We start from the raw sequence: 15518 nt of genomic DNA, 5'->3' as shown, positions 1-15518 counted from the left end.
ACCCCTCACGCCAGCTCCCCCCGCAACCGCCGCGCCCGCAGGACCAGCTCCATCTCGAAGCGGCGGTCCGGGTCGTCGATCTCGTCGCCCCAGAGTTCCCGGATCTGGCGGAGGCGGTAGCGGACGGTCTGGGGGTGGACGCCCAGGCGGGCCGCGACCTCCGGGGCGCCGCCCCTCGTCTCCAGCCAGGCGAGCAGGGTCTCGGCGAGGCGGCGGCCGTGGGTGGGGCCGCAGTGGCGGAGGGGGGCCAGGCAGCGCCGGGCCAGGTCGTCCATCAGCTCCTCCGGCTGGAGGAGGACCAGCGCCTCGGTGTGCTCGGTGCAGTACAGGACCTCCCCGGCGGGGAGCAGGTCGCGTTCCATGAGCCGTACGGCGGCCTCGGCCCAGCGCAGGGACTTGGCCGCGTCGGCGAGCGGGACGGGGGGCCCGATCGCGCCCGCCCAGCCGGTCAGGGCCCGGTGCAGGAGTTCGGGGCGGCCCCCGGCGTCCGGTTCCGGGACGACCATGCGGGGCTGTTCGTAGTCCATGTCGAGCAGGACGCCCTGGCCGACCGCGGGGGGCACCGCCTCACGGGCCGGGCGCAGGAGGACGCCGACCGCCACCTTCTTCGGGAGGGGCCAGCCGACGCGGGCCGCGCGTTCCGTCAGCGCGTCCGCCGGATCGCCCCGGTGGCGTTCGGCGAGCAGTAACTCCATCAGGCGGCGCTGGAGACGCAGCCGCTCCCCCGCCTGGCGCGCCGCGGCCTCGGCGTAGCCGCGCACCGACTGGTCGACCAGGCCGTCCAGGTACTCGTAGCCCGCGTCGACCAGCTCGTACATCGCCGGCGGCGGGATGTCCACGCGCTGGCCGATGTCGGCGAAACGGCGCCACGCCAGGCGTACCCCCATGCGGTAGATCGCCTGGAGGGAGTCGAGACTGCGGCCGTTCAGGCCCTCGCCCCTGCCGAACTCCTGGAAGACGCCAGGCGGGACCGTCGGACGGCCCTCCGCCGTCTCCAGGTGCTGGACGAAGACCTCGATCGCGCGGCGGATGCCGACCAGGGCCATCGGTTCACCGGACTCGTCGAGGACCACCGGCAGATGGGGGTACTCGCGGCGGATCTCGCGCAGGATCTCCTCCGCGAGGGCCGGCGCCTCGGCCATGGCGATGGCCGCGAAGCGGCGGACCTGGAGACGGGGGACGTCGTGCCAGGCCGAGCGGGAGTTCACGGCTGCCGGGCGGGCGGCCATAGGTCAACTCCCCTGGTCCGTCTGCTCGTAGGTGATCAGGGGGGTGTTGGGCTGCTCGGGCGTCGCCTCGAGCAGCGCGACGATACCGAGCGCGGCACCGAGGGCGAGCAGGGCGGAAACCACGACGGTCAGTGCGGCGGCGAGCAGTCTGGACATCGCAGGGGCAGCCTCTCTCGAGCGGCTCGATCCGGCGTACGTCCCCACCCGGAACGTGGAATCCATCGGGACCCCGGCCCGGTACCCACCCTGCCTGTCGGCCCAGTCTCGACATGACACTGATGCCCCGTCAAGACGTTGACACTCCGTCAATGAACGCCTACGGTCTCCGGCCCATAGAGCGGCCCGAACTCCGTCATCTCACGCCCCAGGAGTGTCCGGATGCGCCGTACAGCCTCTCCAATCTCCCTGATTCTGCTGGGACTCGGCACTTTTCTGCTGGTACTGGCGCCACTGCTCGCCTGGTACGTGACCCCACGCGCGGCCGTGAACCCGATCAACATCGACCAGACCGCTGTCTACCGCGGAACGGGCAGCGTCTTCGACACCGACCGGGTGAGGACCGTCCCCGACCAGCGGATCACCGTCACCCAGCGGGTGCGCGGAGACGTCGAGGACAGTGAGCGCAGCGGCCGGGCCGCGGTGTGGGACGTGACCACCACCGTCGACACCGACAAGTCGCTGCCGGCCGCCGACCCGCACGACGCCCTGGAGTTCGTCCCGCACCGCTGGGTCATGGACCGCAGGACCACGAAGCCGGTGCACTGCTGCGGCGAGAAGCCGTACATCGAGGGCGAGGCCTACCTGAAGTTCCCCTTCGACGTGCAGCGACGCTCCTACCAGTGGTGGGACAACTCCCTGGGTTCGACGGTGACGTTGCACTACCGGGGTACGAAGAAGGTTCAGGGGTACACGGGTTACCGGTTCACCGGCACGGTCGCCCCGGCGAAGGTCGGGACACGGCTCGTGCCGGGCACGATCGTGGACCAGCCCGGGCGGCCGCAGGTGCTGGCCGAGGAGTGGTACTCCAACCACGGCATCGAGCTGGTCGTCGACCAGCGCACCGGCCGGGTGGTCTACGCACAGGTGGGTCCCAAGCGCACCCTGCGGGCACCCGGCGCGAAGAAGGACGCCGTGGTCCTGCTGGACAGCCGGAAGATCGCGTTCACCACCGCGACCCAGAAGGACGCGGTGCGGCTGGCCAAGCGGGACAGCGACCAACTGCGCGCGGTGGGTGTGACGTTGCCCATCGGGGCGGCTGTGGCTGGATTCGTACTGGCTGCCGTGGGGGGCGTTTTGGTGGTACGGGGACGCAGGCGCCCCGAGTCCACCGGTATGAGCGAAACGCCCGAGCCCGCCCTCACGATGTGACTGGACGTCAGCTCTAATAAGCCCGGAAATTGTCACGCAGGTGAGTAGCCACGGCGTACGGGTGGGCGAAAACTGTGCCACCCCACCCGAGCACAACCCGTCCACACCCCCCTCCTGGGAAACGCTCAGTCCCCCCACAACCAGCCTGAAAGACACTGCTGAGTTCCGCACCCTGAGACGAGTTGGAGCACCCATGCCCCAGCACGTGCCCCACCGGCTGCACACCGCGCCTCCCCAGGCGTCGCAGCCGCAACCCTCATCGCACACCTCGCACCACCCCTCGGCGCTCCCCCCACCTCCGCGCCGAATCGTTTTCCTCGCCCACCGTGACCTCGGCAATCCGGCCGCCGGCGGCTCCGAGCTCCTCGTCGACCGGCTCGCCGACGGACTGACCCACCTCGGCCACCAGGTGACCCTGCTGTGCGGCGGGCCCGCCTCCTACCGGGACTACCGGGTCGTGTCGGCGGGCGGCGAGTTCGGCCACTACCTGCGCGCCCGTACGGCCTTCGCCCGCCAGGTCGGCGAGACCGACCTGCTGGTCGAGGTCTGCAACGGCATGCCGTACCTCGCGCCCCTGTGGCACCGCGGCCCCACCCTGTGCCTGGTCAACCATGTGCACACCGACCTGTGGAAGATGCGGTTCGGCGGCCCCCTGGCCCCGGCCGCCCGGATCGGCCGAAGACTCGAACACTGGGCGCTGGCCGGTGCGGCGGCCCGGCACCGGAGTCTGCTGGTCGCCGTGTCCCCGTCGACCGCGCACGCGCTGCGCGCGATCGGGGTCGAGCGGGACCGTATCCGGGTCGTCCACAACGGGGTCGAGGAGCCCGAACCCCTGGTCCGCCGCTCGCCGGAACCACTGTTCGTGGCCGTGGGCCGGCTGGTCGAGTACAAGCGGATCGATCTGCTGCTGAGGCTCTGGGAGCGGGTGCGGCCGGTGACCGGCGGCCGGCTGGTGATCGTCGGGGACGGTCCCGAACGGTCCCGTCTGGAGCAACTCGCCGGTCCTGGCGTGGAGTTCACCGGCCATGTCTCCGAGGCCGAGAAGCACCGGCTGCTGTGTGAGGCATGGCTGCTGCTGCATCCGTCCGCCGTGGAGGGGTGGGGGCTGGTCGTCACCGAGGCCGCGACCCGGGAGACGCCGACCGTCGCCTTCGATGTGCCCGGGCTGCGGGATTCCGTCGTGGACGGGGAGACCGGGGTCCTGGCGCAGGGGGAGTCCTCGTTCGCCGCCGCCTGGTGCACGCTCGCCCTGTCGGGACATCGCCGTGAGCTGATGGGCAAGGCGGCCCGGGACCGGGCGGCCCGGTATCGCTGGCACCGGACCGTCAGACAGTTCCGGGCCGTTGCCGCCGAGGCGGTGAGGGGCTGGGGGCCGTGACGCGGGTGCGGACGAAGGATCCCTCCTTTCGGCGTTCCCTCGCTCTCTTCCGGGCCTTCATGCACGAGCAGGACGACCCCGAGTCCTGCTACGCGCTCCTGGCCCGCGACGCCGTCGACCAGGTCGAGGCGTACGACGGTCCCGTCGCGGGTCGTACCGTCGTCGACGTCGGCGGCGGGAGCGGGTACTTCACCGAGGAGTTCCGCAGACGTGGTGCCGACGCGTTCCTCTTCGAGCCCGATCCCGCCGAACTGGGAGCGAAGCCGCCCGACTCCTCCGTGATCGCCGACGGCTATCTGCTCCCCCTGCGGGACGCGGCCGCCGACGTCACCTTCTCCTCCAACGTCCTTGAGCACGTGGCCGATCCGGAGACCTTCCTCAGTGAGCTCGTGCGGGTCACCCGGCCCGGTGGGCTGATCTATGTGTCGTTCACCAACTGGCTGTCCCCGTGGGGCGGTCACGAGTGGGCGCCCTGGCACTACCTGGGTGCCGAGCGGGCCCGCGCCCGCTATCGGCGCCGTACCGGAAAGTCCGCCAAGCACACGCTCGGCGAGAACCTGTTCGCCGTGCACATCGGCCCGACCCTGCGGCAGGTGCGTGCCCGCGACGACGTGACGGTCGTCTCGGCGCGCTCCCGCTACTGGCCCTTCCTCGCGGAGACCGTCGTACGGGCTCCCGGCATCCGCGAGGTCGCCACCTGGAACCTCCTCCTCATCCTCCGGCGGTGTCCACCATGACGACGTCCACGGTCCAGGCCCCTCCTCCGGCAGCCGTCCCCAGTACCGCGATCATGTCGGGTCCTCCGGAGGGCCCGAGGTCGCGGAGCTGGCTGCTGGGGTTCTGGGCCGTGGTGTTCGTGCTGTTCCTCGTGGTGCACCCGGGCCGGCAGACCTTCGACACCAAGCTGGGCGTCACCACGGACCCCGGGCGGTTCCTCGCCGACCTCGGGCAGCTCTGGCACGACCAGGGGTCGTTCGGCGGGATCCAGGACCAGTACGTCGGTTATCTGTGGCCGATGCTGCCGTTCTACTGGCTGGGCCACGCCCTCCAGTTGCCGGTGTGGCTGGTTGAACGGCTGTGGCTGTCGCTGATCGTGTCGGTGGCCTTCTGGGGTGCGCTCAGACTGGCCGAGCGGCTGCGCGTCGGCAACGGAACGGGCAGACTGCTCGCCGCCGTCGCGTACGCGCTGTGGCCGACCTTCACCATCGTCATCGGCTCGACCTCGGCCGCAGCCCTGCCCGGCGCCTTCCTGCCCTGGGTGCTGCTGCCGCTGACGAACGAGCGGTACAGCGCCCGGATCGCCGCCCTGCGCTCCGCGCTGATCGTCCCGTTCATGGGCGGGGTGAACGCGGCCTCCACCCTGGCCTGTCTGCTCCCGGTCGGCCTGTATCTGCTGTCCCGGCCGCCCGGTCCGCGGCAGCGCAAGCTGATCGCCTGGTGGGTGCCCGGGGTGATCCTGGCGACGGCCTGGTGGGTGATCCCGCTGCTGCTGCTCGGCCTCTACGGCGAGAACTTCCTGCCGTACGTCGAGAGCGCGCACACCACGACCGAGACGATGTCGGCGACGGAGGCCCTGCGCGGGGCCGGCAACTGGGTCGCCTATCTGCACCTGGGGCAGGCGTGGCTGCCGGCCGGCTGGACCGTGGCCTCCTCGGTGATCGTGATCCTCTGCTCGGCGTTCGCGGCCGGGCTCGGCCTCGCGGGCCTGGCGCGGCGGGACATGCCGGAGCGGCGGTGGCTGGTGCTGACCGCGCTGACGGCCGTCCTGGTGCTGCTCGCGGGGTACGGCGGCGCGTTCGGCGCCCCCTTCCACGGGCTGGTGCAGGACTGGCTGAACGGCGGCCTCGCCCCCTTCCGCAACATCTACAAGTTCCAGCCGGGCCTCGCGCTCGCCCTGGTGCTGGGCCTCGCCCATCTGGTGGGGGTGGCCGCCGAGTCGCGCGGGGCGAGAGAGATCAGGGGCCGCCGGTACGCCCCGCTGGTCGCGGCGGTCCTCGTCCTGCCCGGCCTGATGTGGCCGTACCTCAACGGCTCGATCCTGAACCCGGGTTCCTTCCAGGAGCTCCCCAAGTACTGGCACGCCACGGCCGACTGGCTGGACAAGTACTCCCCCGACTCACGCGCCCTCGTCGTCCCCGCGACCGCGCACGGCATCTACACCTGGGGCTCCCCCATCGACCAGCCCCTCGACGTCCTCGCCGAGTCCCGTTGGGCGCAACGGGACTACGTCCCCTTCGGCACCCCCGGCAACCGGCGCATGACGGACGCCGTCGAGCAGGCACTGATGACCGGCGGCGAGATCCCGGGACTGGCCGACTATCTGAGCCGGGCCGGCGTCTACTACGTCGTCGTCCGCAACGACCTCGACCCCGACCAGATCGGCACGGTGTCGTCCTCGGTCGTCAAGCGGGCCCTCGAACAGTCCGGCTACGAGCGGGTGACGGGCCTCGGGCCCCTCATGACCGGCGGGCAGATCGCGAACGACACCCCGCTCCAGATCGAGGGCCTGTACCCGAGGCAGCGGGCGGTGGAGATCTACCGGCCGGTGGAGTCCTCGGGGGTGCCGCGCCCCGGACAGGCCGGCCTGCTGCCGGTCGCCGACACGGCCCAGGTGTCCGGCGGCCCCGAGTCACTGCTGCCGCTTGCCACCCAACTGCGCGGCCGGGCCACGGTGTTGACCGGCGACAACCATCCCGGGCTCGGCACCCCGGCGCTCCAGATCGTCGGCGACGGACTGCGGCGCGCCGACACCCGCTTCGGACTCGTCAACGCCAACACGTCGTACACGTACACCAGCGACGAGCGCAACGCCTCCGGGGCCGCCCAGGACGCCGGCGAGAAGCCGCACCAGATCCTGCCGACGAAGGGCCTCGACCACCAGACGGTGGCGGAACTGCGCGGCGCCCGCTCGGTGACGGCGTCCTCGTACGGCAACTGGCTCTTCCACCTCCCGCAGTTCGACCCGGTCAACGCCTTCGACGGCAACCCGGACACCGCGTGGGCGGAGGGCGTCGCGGGCTCGCCCGACGGGCAGTGGCTGCGGATCGGCCTCTCCGATCCCGCGTACGACATGCCGTCTTCGTTCAAGGTCACACCGCTGCCGCAGGAGAGCGTGCGGTCGGCGGCGACCAAGGTGCGGGTGGAGACGGAGCGGGGATCGCGGACCAGCTTCCTGCGGGCCGACGGGTCGACGCAGAGCGTCAAGGCCCCGCCGGGGGCCACGGGTTGGATGAAGCTGACGATCGTCGACTCGGTCGCCCGCCGGTCCGGTCTCGCCGGGGCCGGGTTCTCCGAGATCGACCTGCCGCACGTGCAGGTGACCCGGCTGCTGCGGCTGCCGACCGACGCCGACGGTACGGACTCCGCCGCCGAGACGGTCTCCCTGCACCGCGTCCCCGACCCGGCCGGGATCTCCCCGACCGGCACCGAGGCCGGCCTGCACCGCCGCTTCGCCACGGACGCCTCCGGCACGTACTCGGTGAAGGCGAGCGCGGTGCCGGTGACCGGGGAGGAGCTCGACAAGCTGCTGTACGAGGTCGCCCCCGACCAGCGCAATCGCATCACCGCCACCGCCGACTCCACGGCGAGCCTCGGCACCGGCCTGTCCGCCCGCAACCTCACCGACGGCGACCTCACGACCGCCTGGATCGCGGGCGACCGCCCCACCATCCACCTCAGCTGGACCGGCAAACAGCCCATCTCGGAGGTGGTCCTGGCACCCGCGGGCGGCCTCTCCACCCGGCCCACCGAGGTGGACATCACCTCGCCCGACGGCGCGACCGTCGCCGGGGTCGACGAGAACGGCGCGGTGCGCTTCCCCGCCATCACGACCGACCGGCTCGACATCACGATCACCAGGACGGCCCCGCTGGTCCTGCACAACCCGGTCGCCGACGAGGACCTCCAGCTGCCGGTGGGACTGACGGAGGCCTACCTCCCGGCCCTCGACCAGTACCGGACCCCGCAGCCGAAGGCCACCCGGACGTTCTCCCTGCCCTGCGGCAAGGGACCGGTCCTGGCCATCGACGGAAAGCTCTACCAGACAGGCGTGTCGGGCCGGATCCGCGACCTGACCGACCGCCGCGACCTCAAGGTGACGCTCTGTCAGCAGGGACGTTCGGACGCCGAGTTGTCCCTCGCGTCCGGCGAGCACGTCGTCGAGGGCGGGGACGCCGGCCCGCTGGCCCTGACCGGCGTCACCCTGACCCGCGGCACGGTCGCCGAACCGACCTCCCTGACCCGGGAGTTGCGGATACGGGACTGGCTCGGCGACAAGCGCGAGGTGACCGTGGGATCGGGCGCCGCCTCCTACCTCACGACGTACGAGAACTACAACGACGGCTGGAAGGCCACCCTGAACGGCAAGTTCCTCACCCCGCTGCGGCTCGACGGCTGGCAGCAGGGCTGGCGGATCCCTGCGGGTGAGGGCGGCACCGTGAAGCTGTCGTACGAGCCCGCGACGACGTACGACGGCGCGCTGATCGGCAGCGCGGTCGCACTCGCGGTGCTGGTGGGCCTGGTGCTGTGGCGCCGGCGCTCCCCGAACCCCGACGAGCCGCAACCGGTGCCCCCGGCGCCCGGGCTGTGGCTCGGGGTGGTGGCGCTCACGCTGGTGGGCGTGGTGATCGCCGGCTGGTTCGCCCTGCTGGTCCCGGCGCTGGCCCTGCTCGCGTCCAGGCGGCATGACCTCCTGGTACCGATCGCCTTCGTGGGGCTGACGGGAGCGGGGATCGCCGCGGCCGTGGGTGCGGGCGAACCGGTGGGAGCGTCGCACGGAGCCTTCGGCCACGTGGCCCAACTGCTGGCGCTGATCGGCTTGTTCGCGGCGCTGGTGAGCGTGCGTGAGCCCGAGGCGAGCAAGAGGAGGACTGAACCGGAATGACCCCATCGACGCGCATCCCGTTCCCAGTGGTCGACGAGGTCTCCCGCCACTGCCTCCAGGAGGAGGAACCGGAGACGGTCCACATCGAGGTGCACCTGCCGGGCCGACTCGACCCCGCGCGCCTGAGGAAGGCGTTCACGGAAGCTCTGCACCGGCATCCACGGATCCTGATGCGGGAGGCCCCGGGGGGCCGGTTCCGCCGCCGCTACGAATGGGAGCTGACGGCAGAACCGGATGTGGAGGTGGTGAGCTTTTCGGAGCCTGGAAGAGATGCGTTGCGGGACGCGCGCACGCGAGCACTGATGGAGGCACCCCCACTCTCACAGTCCCCACCGATACGACTGGAGGTGGTGGAGGGAGCGGGCCCAGCGGAAGGCAGCGAGGCCACGGACATAGTGGGCCTGCACCCACCTGTCAGGGGGCGCGGGGAACTGCGCGACCAGCCCCCACCGAGCCGCACCCAGAACACAACCGTCCTCTTCCTCACCATCAACCACACAGCCCTGGACGGCCCCGCCTGCCTCCGCATCCTCGCCACGGTGGCAGAAATCTACGGCGGCAAGGACAACTCCCCCGCCCCGGCCCCCACCCGCCCACCGGAAGCCCCACAGAACCCCCCGGACACCCCCTCCAACTGGACCCGCCCGGCCCGCGTAGCGCCCGGCACCCCGGAGAACTCCCCCGGCAACGGCCTCCTCGTCACCGAACTCCCCCTCCCCCACCGCCCCAAGGGCGCCCCGTACACGGTCAACGACCAGCTCATGGTCACCACCGCCCTGACGATCGCCCACTGGAACAGAGAACACGGACAGGCCCCCCGCCCCCTGCGCATCACCATGCCCGTGGACGACCGCCCGAGGGACACGACGATGCCGATAGGCAACGGCACCCGCCTGGTCGAAGTGCCGTTCTCCCCGCAGGAGTTGACGCACGACCCGAACGAGATGCCCGGCTTCCTGCGCCGCACGGCCCAGCGGACCCGCGCCCTCAAGTCCCTCTCCCGCCCCCAACTCGGCCACGGCGCCGGCCTGCTCACCGCCCCGGTCACCCCGGTGACCTGGCGGGCGGCCCTCACCAGGGGCCTGCGCACGGCCGCCGCCCCCTGGACCTCCACCACCCTGCTCAGCAACATCGGCCGCATCCCGTACCCGCTGGACTTCGGCGAGGAGGCCGGCCGCGCGCACGCCGTGTGGTTCTCGGCGCCCGCCAGGATGCCCCGGGGCCTCACCGTCACGACCGCCTCGACCGCGGGCCGCCTGCACCTCGCGCTGCGCTGGTCACGGGCCCTGCTCAGTCACGGCGACGGCGCCCATCTGCGGGACCTGTTCGAGCACTACCTGCACACCACGGAGGTGGCCCCGTGAACACCACCGCTCCCCCGCGCCGCGGCGGCCTCAGGGACTTCTACGAGGACCCGGCGGTCCCGGTCGCCTCCGGCACCCCCCGCTCCCTGCGCCAGGCCCGCATGCTGGCCGCGGCCCTCGGGACCGCGGGAAGGACCGGGCGCACCGTCCTCGACATCGGCTGCGGCGACGGCAGCGCGGCCGCCACCGCCGCCCCGCTGCTGACCGGCCACCGGATCGTCGGCGTCGACTGGTCCCAGGACGCCCTCAAACGCGCCCACGCCAGGTTGCCGTACGCCGTGCGCGGTGAACTGACCGGTGAGGGGCTGCCGTTCAAGGACTCCTCCGTGGACGCCGTGCTGTTCAGCGAGGTCGTCGAGCATCTCGTCGACCCGGATGCCGCGCTGGACGAGATCCGCCGCGTCCTGCGCCCCGGAGGTCATCTCATGCTGTCCACCCCGAACCTGGCCGCCTGGTACAACCGCGGGCTGCTGCTGGCCGGAGTCCAGCCCGTGTTCTCGGAGGTGAGTCTGCGGGCGATCCACGGGCGGCCGGGGCGGGAGGTCGTAGGGCATCTGCGGCTCTACACGGCGCGTGCGTTGCGGGAGTTCGTGGCAGCGTCCGGCTTCGAGGTCGTACGCCTTGAGGGGGCGCCCTTCCACGGTGTGCCGCGCCCGCTGCGCGCGCTGGACCGGCTGGCGTGTGCCAGACCGTCGCTCGCGTCGATCCTGCTGCTGCACGCGCGCAAGACCTAGAGGGGCGTGGACCATGTGGTGGGGAGTGGCTGCGGCCCTGTTGGCGAACACCCTGTACAGCCTCGGATTCGTGCTGGAGAAGCGGGCGCTCACCTCCCTGCCGGAGGTGACGATCCGTCAACCGGCGCGGCTGCTGGGGCTGGTGATCAGAAGCCCGCTCTGGATCGGCGGATCGCTCTCGCTGGCGGCCGGTTTCGCGGCCCAGCTCGCGGTGTACCGGACGCTGCCGATCGCGGCCGCGCAGGGCATCTTCGTCTCCGGTCTGGTGCTCCTTGTGCTGCTGTCGGCGCGGCTGCTCGGCGAGGAGACGACCGGGCGGGAGCGGTACGCGCTGGGCGCCATCCTCCTCGCGCTGCTCATGGTCGTGCTGTCCCTGAAGCAGGGTTCGGACCAGGTCAGCCGGGACGCCCCCTACCAGCTGATCCTGCTGGTGTGCGTGCCGTCGCTGGCGGCGGGCGTGTGGCTGTACGGGTCCGCCGAGCGGCGCACCAGGCACCGGCACCGCATGCCGACGACCGGCGTCGAGTACGGCGTGGCGGTGGGCCTGCTGTACGGCGTCAGCTCGCTGGCGATCAAGGGCGTGTCGAGCTCTCTCACGTCAAGTGGGCTCGGCAGCGCGGTAGTTGAGCTGTTGGCCTCCCCGTATCCGTATCTGCTGTTGTTCACCGGGGTGTTCGGTCTGGTGATGTCGCAGGCGGCGCTCCAGCGCTGCCGGGCCTCGCTGATCGTGCCGGTGTGCACGACGGTGACCTGTCTGTACACGGCGGTGCTCGGCACGCTCTCGTTCGGCGAGTCGCTGCCCCACGACCCGCTGCGGCTCGCCCTGCGCCTCGCGGGCACGGTGCTGGCCGTCGGCGTACTGCTGAGCATGCCCAAGCACGATCCGGCGCCCCAACCACCCATCGGTGCCAAGGAGTTGACGCCCCCATGAACCCCGAAGACCCGCTGTTGCGGATCCTGGCCTGCCCGCTCGACAAGGGGCCCCTGCACCTCGTACCGCCGGACGAGGCGCTGTACAACCCGCGGCTGCGCCGCCGCTATCCGATCGTCGACGGCATCCCGCAGTTGCTCCCGGCCTCCGGTGAACAGGTGACGGACGACGAACACGAGGACCTGCTGAAGCGGATGGTGCCATGAGCGTTCCCGCACGCACCTGGGCGGCCCGGGTCGCCCCCCTCCTGCCCACCCGTCTGGTCGCGGCGGCCGCCCGCGCCGTGTACCCGCGTTTCGAACCGGAGTTGGCGCGCCTCGCCGACCTGTGCCCGGCGGACTGCGGGACGGCGGTGGACGTGGGCGGCTGGTACGGGCCGTGGACGCGCCGGCTGGCCGGGCGGGCGCGGCGGGTGGTGACCGTCGAGCCGGTGCCCCATCTGGCCCGGCTGCTGACCTCGGCCGCCCCGGCGAACGTCCAGGTCGTCCAGGCCGCGGCCACCGACACCCCGGGCACCGCCCGGCTGTGGCTGCCGCCCGGCGACGAGGGCGACCGCGGGGTGTCCTCGCTGGTCCGGCGCGACATCCACGGCCGGGCGGTGGACGTCCGCTGTGTCACGCTGGACGAGCTGGGCCTGAGGGACGTCGGTTTCATCAAGATCGACGTGGACGGGAGCGAGCTGGCGGTGCTGCGCGGGGCGACGGGGATCCTCGCCCGCGACCGGCCCGCGCTCTTCGTCGAACTGGAGTCCCGGATCCAGCCGATCGCCCCCGTGGTGACCTACCTCGCCCTCCTCGGCTACGACGGCTGGGTGCTGCCCCGCGCCACCTGGGTCCCGCTGTCCGGCTTCCCGCTGGAGGCCCACCAGGAGACGGCCTCGTACGTCGTCGAACAGGGCCTTCTGCGTCGCGTCCTGCCCTTCCTCCGCCGCCCGCGTTACATCAACTCGGTGCTCTTCCTCCCCGACGGGCGCCGTCCCGGTGTCAGTGCGGTGGGGGACGATGGGGAGCATGCCCTCCGGAAAGCAGGCGGCTAGCGCGCCCTTCACCCCGCTCGACTTCCAGCTGGTCCTGCTGCGCCGCATGGCCGACCACAACCCCGGCCTGGTGGAGGACGCCCGGCACGCGCTGGGCGTCTCGATCGCGGACATGCGGGAGGCCAACAGGCGCTGGCAGGCGATGGTCCGCTCCCCGCGGGCCCGCGCCGCCGCGTCCCGGTACCGCTCGGTCCTCGGCGCCCCGGAGACGGTCCTCACCCGCACGGTCGGCGACCTGGAGTGCGAGGCCTGGCTCTGGCCCGTCCCGCTCTGGCCCGACCTCCGCTTCGAGGCACTCCTGGCGCCGAACGGCTCGACGGTGTGGAACGAGTGGCTGGTCAGGGCCCCGGAAGCCGAAGGCCCCGCCCTGCGCACCCTCGCCGACCTCACCCCCTGGTCCTGCACGGTCGACGAGGCGGCCCGCGCCTTCGCCCCCGCCCGCCCCCTGGAGGGCACGGCCCCGACCCGCTGGGGCCTGACCTTCACGGCACCGGACGGGGAGGGGGTCCGGCGCGAGGTGGTCGCCGAGTTCACGTGGGGCCTGCTGCAGCGACTGACGCTGCGCTGATCACCCCGGGGAGCCCCTCGGTCCCGCGCCCCCGCCCTGGTTGCGGTGGTCGCGTCCGCCGTGGTTAGCCTGCTGGTCGATCCGCACAGGAACCGATCCGTACAGGAACCGATCCGCAGGGGGAAGGAACCCGCCGTGCCCCGAATCGCCCTCGTCACCTACGACCCCCGGCCGGAGCCCAGCAAGGACGCCGACCTGCCCGTGCTGGTGGCGGCGCTGCGCGAGGCCGGGGCCGACGCGCGGGCCGAGTTCTGGGACGACGGTGACGTCGACTGGGCCGGCTACGACCTGGCCGTCATCCGCTCCACCTGGGACTACAGCTGGCGGGCGGACGAGTTCACGGCGTGGGCGAAGCGGTGCGGCAAGGTGACGCGGCTGGCCAATCCCGCGGAGGTCGTGCGCTGGAACACCGACAAGCGCTACCTCGGGCAACTCGCGGCAGCGGGGGTGCCGGTGGTGCCGACCCGCTATCTCGCGCCCGGCGACCCGGCCGACCTGCCCGACGACCACGAGTACGTCGTCAAGCCGACCTCAGGGGCGGGAGCCCGGTACGCGGCGCGCTACACGCCCGAGCAGCACGGGAGCGCCGTACGGCAACTGGAGCACATGCACGCGGAGGGGCTGACCGCGATGGTGCAGCCCTACATGCGGGGCATCGACGCGGGCGGCGAGCGGGCGCTGCAGTTCTTCGGGGGCCGGCTGCTGCACGCCAGCCGCAAGCGGGCCGTCCTCGCACCCGGTACGGCCTTCGACGCCGACAAGGTCGCCCACCCGGGCCTGGAGCCCTGGACGCCGACCCCGGCCGAACTCTCCGTCGCGGAGCGCGCGTTGGCCGCCGTACCGGACGCGCCGGAGCTGCTGTACGCGCGGGTGGACCTCGTCGACGGGGAGGACGGTCAGCCGCGGGTGATGGAACTGGAGCTGGTCGAACCGAACCTCTTCCTGTTCCTGCATCCGGAGTCGCTGACGCCGGTGGTGGAGGCGGTGCTGCGGGCCGCAGGGCGGTAGCGCGAGCCCACGTCACCTTCTGCGCACGGCTTCCGCGCCCGGCCTCCGCGCACGGCGGTTGCCGCTACTCCGCCTCCTCCGGCTCCCAGTCCAGCAGCCGTACCTTGGCCACCGTACGGACATGGCGGCGCATCGCCGAGGCCGCCTGGCCCGGGCGCTGGAGGGCGATCGCCTCGAGGATCGCGCGGTGCTGGGCGAGGGAGCGTTCGGGGCGGTGCGGCTGGCGCAGGGACTCGGTGCGGCTCTCGGCGATCTGGTCGGCGATGGAGCGCATGAACTCCGCGAGCAGGGCGCTGTGCGCGGCCGCGGTGACCGCCGCGTGGAACAGGCGGTCACCCTCGACGCCGTGACCGCCGTCCTCGATCTCGCCTGCCATCCTGGCGAGGGCCGTCCGCATGGCGACCAGGTCCTCGTCGGTGCGGCGCTCGGCGGCCAGTTCGGCGAGCTTGGTCTCCAGTGCCTCGCGGGCGTCGAGGACGTCGGGCAGGCGCCGGCGCCGCTCGACCATCCTCTCGACGGGCTCGACGTCGAGGCTGTCCCGGACGAGATAGGTGCCGCCGCCGTGCCGCGCCTCGACCAGGCCCTGGACCTCCAGCACGACGATGGCCTGTTTCACGGAGGCCCTGCTGACGCCCAGGCGGGTGGCCAGGTCGCGCTCGGGCGGGAGCCGGTCGCCGGCCTGGAGCCCGGCCTCGGTGACGTACTGGCGCAGCCGGTCGAGCACCTGCTCGTAGAGGCGTGGCTTGGTCATGGGGCGCAGGGCGTCGGTCACGGGTCCCCCTCTCGTTCGTCGGGAGAGTAACACCCCGTAACGCCCCCATAGGTGGCCAATTGGCCGCAGGCCGAGTGTCCGAGTGGCCAAGCGGTCGAGTGGCTGAGTGGTCGAGTGGCTGAGCCGATTCCGCTCGCCCTCTTGACGTCCGGCCCGAGCTTCACCACGCTAACCAGCCGTCCCCCATGTGGCTGAGTGGCTAAGTGGCTCAGCCAATTGGCCACTCGCTCCGGGGCCCAACGACGGGA

The 15518-nt window shown here is 72.2% G+C and carries 14 protein-coding genes; 11 read left to right on the top strand and 3 right to left on the bottom strand.

Translation table 11 applies throughout. The features are described 5' to 3' along the window. Positions 1 to 5: 5 nt before the first annotated feature. The gene (locus ACFYZ8_RS03790) at positions 6 to 1229 is read right to left on the bottom strand and encodes a PucR family transcriptional regulator (RefSeq protein WP_388538505.1); all 1224 of its coding nucleotides are present in this window, start codon (positions 1227 to 1229) and stop codon (positions 6 to 8) included. 3 nt (positions 1230 to 1232) lie between these two features. Then, positions 1233 to 1385 carry a hypothetical protein gene (locus ACFYZ8_RS03785; RefSeq protein WP_167368209.1) on the bottom strand — a complete coding sequence of 51 codons (153 nt, stop codon included), beginning with the start codon at positions 1383 to 1385 and terminating at the stop codon, positions 1233 to 1235. Between the two features lie 222 nt (positions 1386 to 1607). Here ACFYZ8_RS03785 and ACFYZ8_RS03780 point away from each other — a divergent pair, with 222 nt between their 5' ends. The 11 genes from ACFYZ8_RS03780 (at position 1608) to ACFYZ8_RS03730 (ending at position 14498) form a co-directional block, all read left to right on the top strand. Beyond that, positions 1608 to 2597, top strand: a complete 990-nt coding sequence (locus ACFYZ8_RS03780; protein WP_359038410.1) for a DUF3068 domain-containing protein — start codon at positions 1608 to 1610, stop codon at positions 2595 to 2597. A gap of 193 nt (positions 2598 to 2790) precedes the next feature. Beyond that, complete coding sequence (locus ACFYZ8_RS03775; RefSeq protein ID WP_359038412.1) at positions 2791 to 3975, top strand: glycosyltransferase family 4 protein; 1185 nt, start codon at positions 2791 to 2793, stop codon at positions 3973 to 3975. A gap of 59 nt (positions 3976 to 4034) precedes the next feature. Then, positions 4035 to 4712, top strand: coding sequence for a class I SAM-dependent methyltransferase (locus tag ACFYZ8_RS03770; protein WP_388538508.1), 678 nt, complete (start codon positions 4035 to 4037; stop codon positions 4710 to 4712). Beyond that, complete coding sequence (locus tag ACFYZ8_RS03765) at positions 4709 to 8857, top strand: alpha-(1->3)-arabinofuranosyltransferase family protein (protein WP_388538710.1); 4149 nt, start codon at positions 4709 to 4711, stop codon at positions 8855 to 8857. Before ACFYZ8_RS03770 ends, ACFYZ8_RS03765 begins: the two co-directional genes overlap by 4 nt. Further along, the gene (locus tag ACFYZ8_RS03760) at positions 8854 to 10221 is read left to right on the top strand and encodes a condensation protein (RefSeq protein ID WP_388538510.1); all 1368 of its coding nucleotides are present in this window, start codon (positions 8854 to 8856) and stop codon (positions 10219 to 10221) included. Before ACFYZ8_RS03765 ends, ACFYZ8_RS03760 begins: the two co-directional genes overlap by 4 nt. Further along, positions 10218 to 10955: a class I SAM-dependent methyltransferase gene (locus tag ACFYZ8_RS03755; RefSeq protein ID WP_359038418.1), complete on the top strand. Its 738-nt coding sequence runs from the start codon at positions 10218 to 10220 to the stop codon at positions 10953 to 10955. Before ACFYZ8_RS03760 ends, ACFYZ8_RS03755 begins: the two co-directional genes overlap by 4 nt. Before the next feature lie 25 nt (positions 10956 to 10980). After that, complete coding sequence (locus ACFYZ8_RS03750; RefSeq protein ID WP_359038420.1) at positions 10981 to 11886, top strand: hypothetical protein; 906 nt, start codon at positions 10981 to 10983, stop codon at positions 11884 to 11886. Further along, complete coding sequence (locus ACFYZ8_RS03745) at positions 11883 to 12092, top strand: Trm112 family protein (RefSeq protein ID WP_359038422.1); 210 nt, start codon at positions 11883 to 11885, stop codon at positions 12090 to 12092. Before ACFYZ8_RS03750 ends, ACFYZ8_RS03745 begins: the two co-directional genes overlap by 4 nt. Then, entirely contained in the window at positions 12089 to 12922 is an 834-nt protein-coding gene (locus ACFYZ8_RS03740) for an FkbM family methyltransferase (RefSeq protein ID WP_359038424.1), read from the top strand. Before ACFYZ8_RS03745 ends, ACFYZ8_RS03740 begins: the two co-directional genes overlap by 4 nt. Further along, positions 12897 to 13490: a hypothetical protein gene (locus ACFYZ8_RS03735; RefSeq protein WP_388538511.1), complete on the top strand. Its 594-nt coding sequence runs from the start codon at positions 12897 to 12899 to the stop codon at positions 13488 to 13490. The genes ACFYZ8_RS03740 and ACFYZ8_RS03735 overlap by 26 nt, the downstream gene beginning before the upstream one ends. Positions 13491 to 13625: 135 nt before the next feature. After that, positions 13626 to 14498, top strand: a complete 873-nt coding sequence (locus ACFYZ8_RS03730; protein WP_388538513.1) for a RimK family alpha-L-glutamate ligase — start codon at positions 13626 to 13628, stop codon at positions 14496 to 14498. A 64-nt stretch (positions 14499 to 14562) separates the two neighbouring features. Here ACFYZ8_RS03730 and ACFYZ8_RS03725 read toward each other — a convergent pair whose 3' ends face one another. Continuing rightward, positions 14563 to 15270 (bottom strand): FadR/GntR family transcriptional regulator, encoded by a 708-nt coding sequence (locus ACFYZ8_RS03725; protein WP_388538514.1) that lies wholly within the window; start codon positions 15268 to 15270, stop codon positions 14563 to 14565. Positions 15271 to 15518 lie beyond the last annotated feature (248 nt).

The sequence above is a fragment of the Streptomyces sp. NPDC001668 genome (assembly GCF_042893155.1).
In the GTDB taxonomy this organism is placed as follows: Bacteria; Actinomycetota; Actinomycetes; order Streptomycetales; family Streptomycetaceae; genus Streptomyces.
Note: the sequence above shows the minus strand (reverse complement) of the source record. Positions and strands in the feature narration are given on the sequence as shown.

Bases quoted from the DNA above. Each gene is read 5' to 3' on its own strand.
- ACFYZ8_RS03760 (WP_388538510.1), top strand. From the start codon at position 8,854: ATGACCCCATCGACGCGCATCCCGTTCCCAGTGGTCGACGAGGTCTCC.
- ACFYZ8_RS03775 (WP_359038412.1), top strand. From the start codon at position 2,791: ATGCCCCAGCACGTGCCCCACCGGCTGCACACCGCGCCTCCCCAGGCG.
- ACFYZ8_RS03740 (WP_359038424.1), top strand. From the start codon at position 12,089: ATGAGCGTTCCCGCACGCACCTGGGCGGCCCGGGTCGCCCCCCTCCTG.
- ACFYZ8_RS03770 (WP_388538508.1), top strand. From the start codon at position 4,035: ATGCACGAGCAGGACGACCCCGAGTCCTGCTACGCGCTCCTGGCCCGC.
- ACFYZ8_RS03745 (WP_359038422.1), top strand. From the start codon at position 11,883: ATGAACCCCGAAGACCCGCTGTTGCGGATCCTGGCCTGCCCGCTCGAC.
- ACFYZ8_RS03735 (WP_388538511.1), top strand. From the start codon at position 12,897: ATGCCCTCCGGAAAGCAGGCGGCTAGCGCGCCCTTCACCCCGCTCGAC.
- ACFYZ8_RS03780 (WP_359038410.1), top strand. From the start codon at position 1,608: ATGCGCCGTACAGCCTCTCCAATCTCCCTGATTCTGCTGGGACTCGGC.
- ACFYZ8_RS03765 (WP_388538710.1), top strand. From the start codon at position 4,709: ATGACGACGTCCACGGTCCAGGCCCCTCCTCCGGCAGCCGTCCCCAGT.
- ACFYZ8_RS03790 (WP_388538505.1), bottom strand. From the start codon at position 1,229: ATGGCCGCCCGCCCGGCAGCCGTGAACTCCCGCTCGGCCTGGCACGAC.
- ACFYZ8_RS03785 (WP_167368209.1), bottom strand. From the start codon at position 1,385: ATGTCCAGACTGCTCGCCGCCGCACTGACCGTCGTGGTTTCCGCCCTG.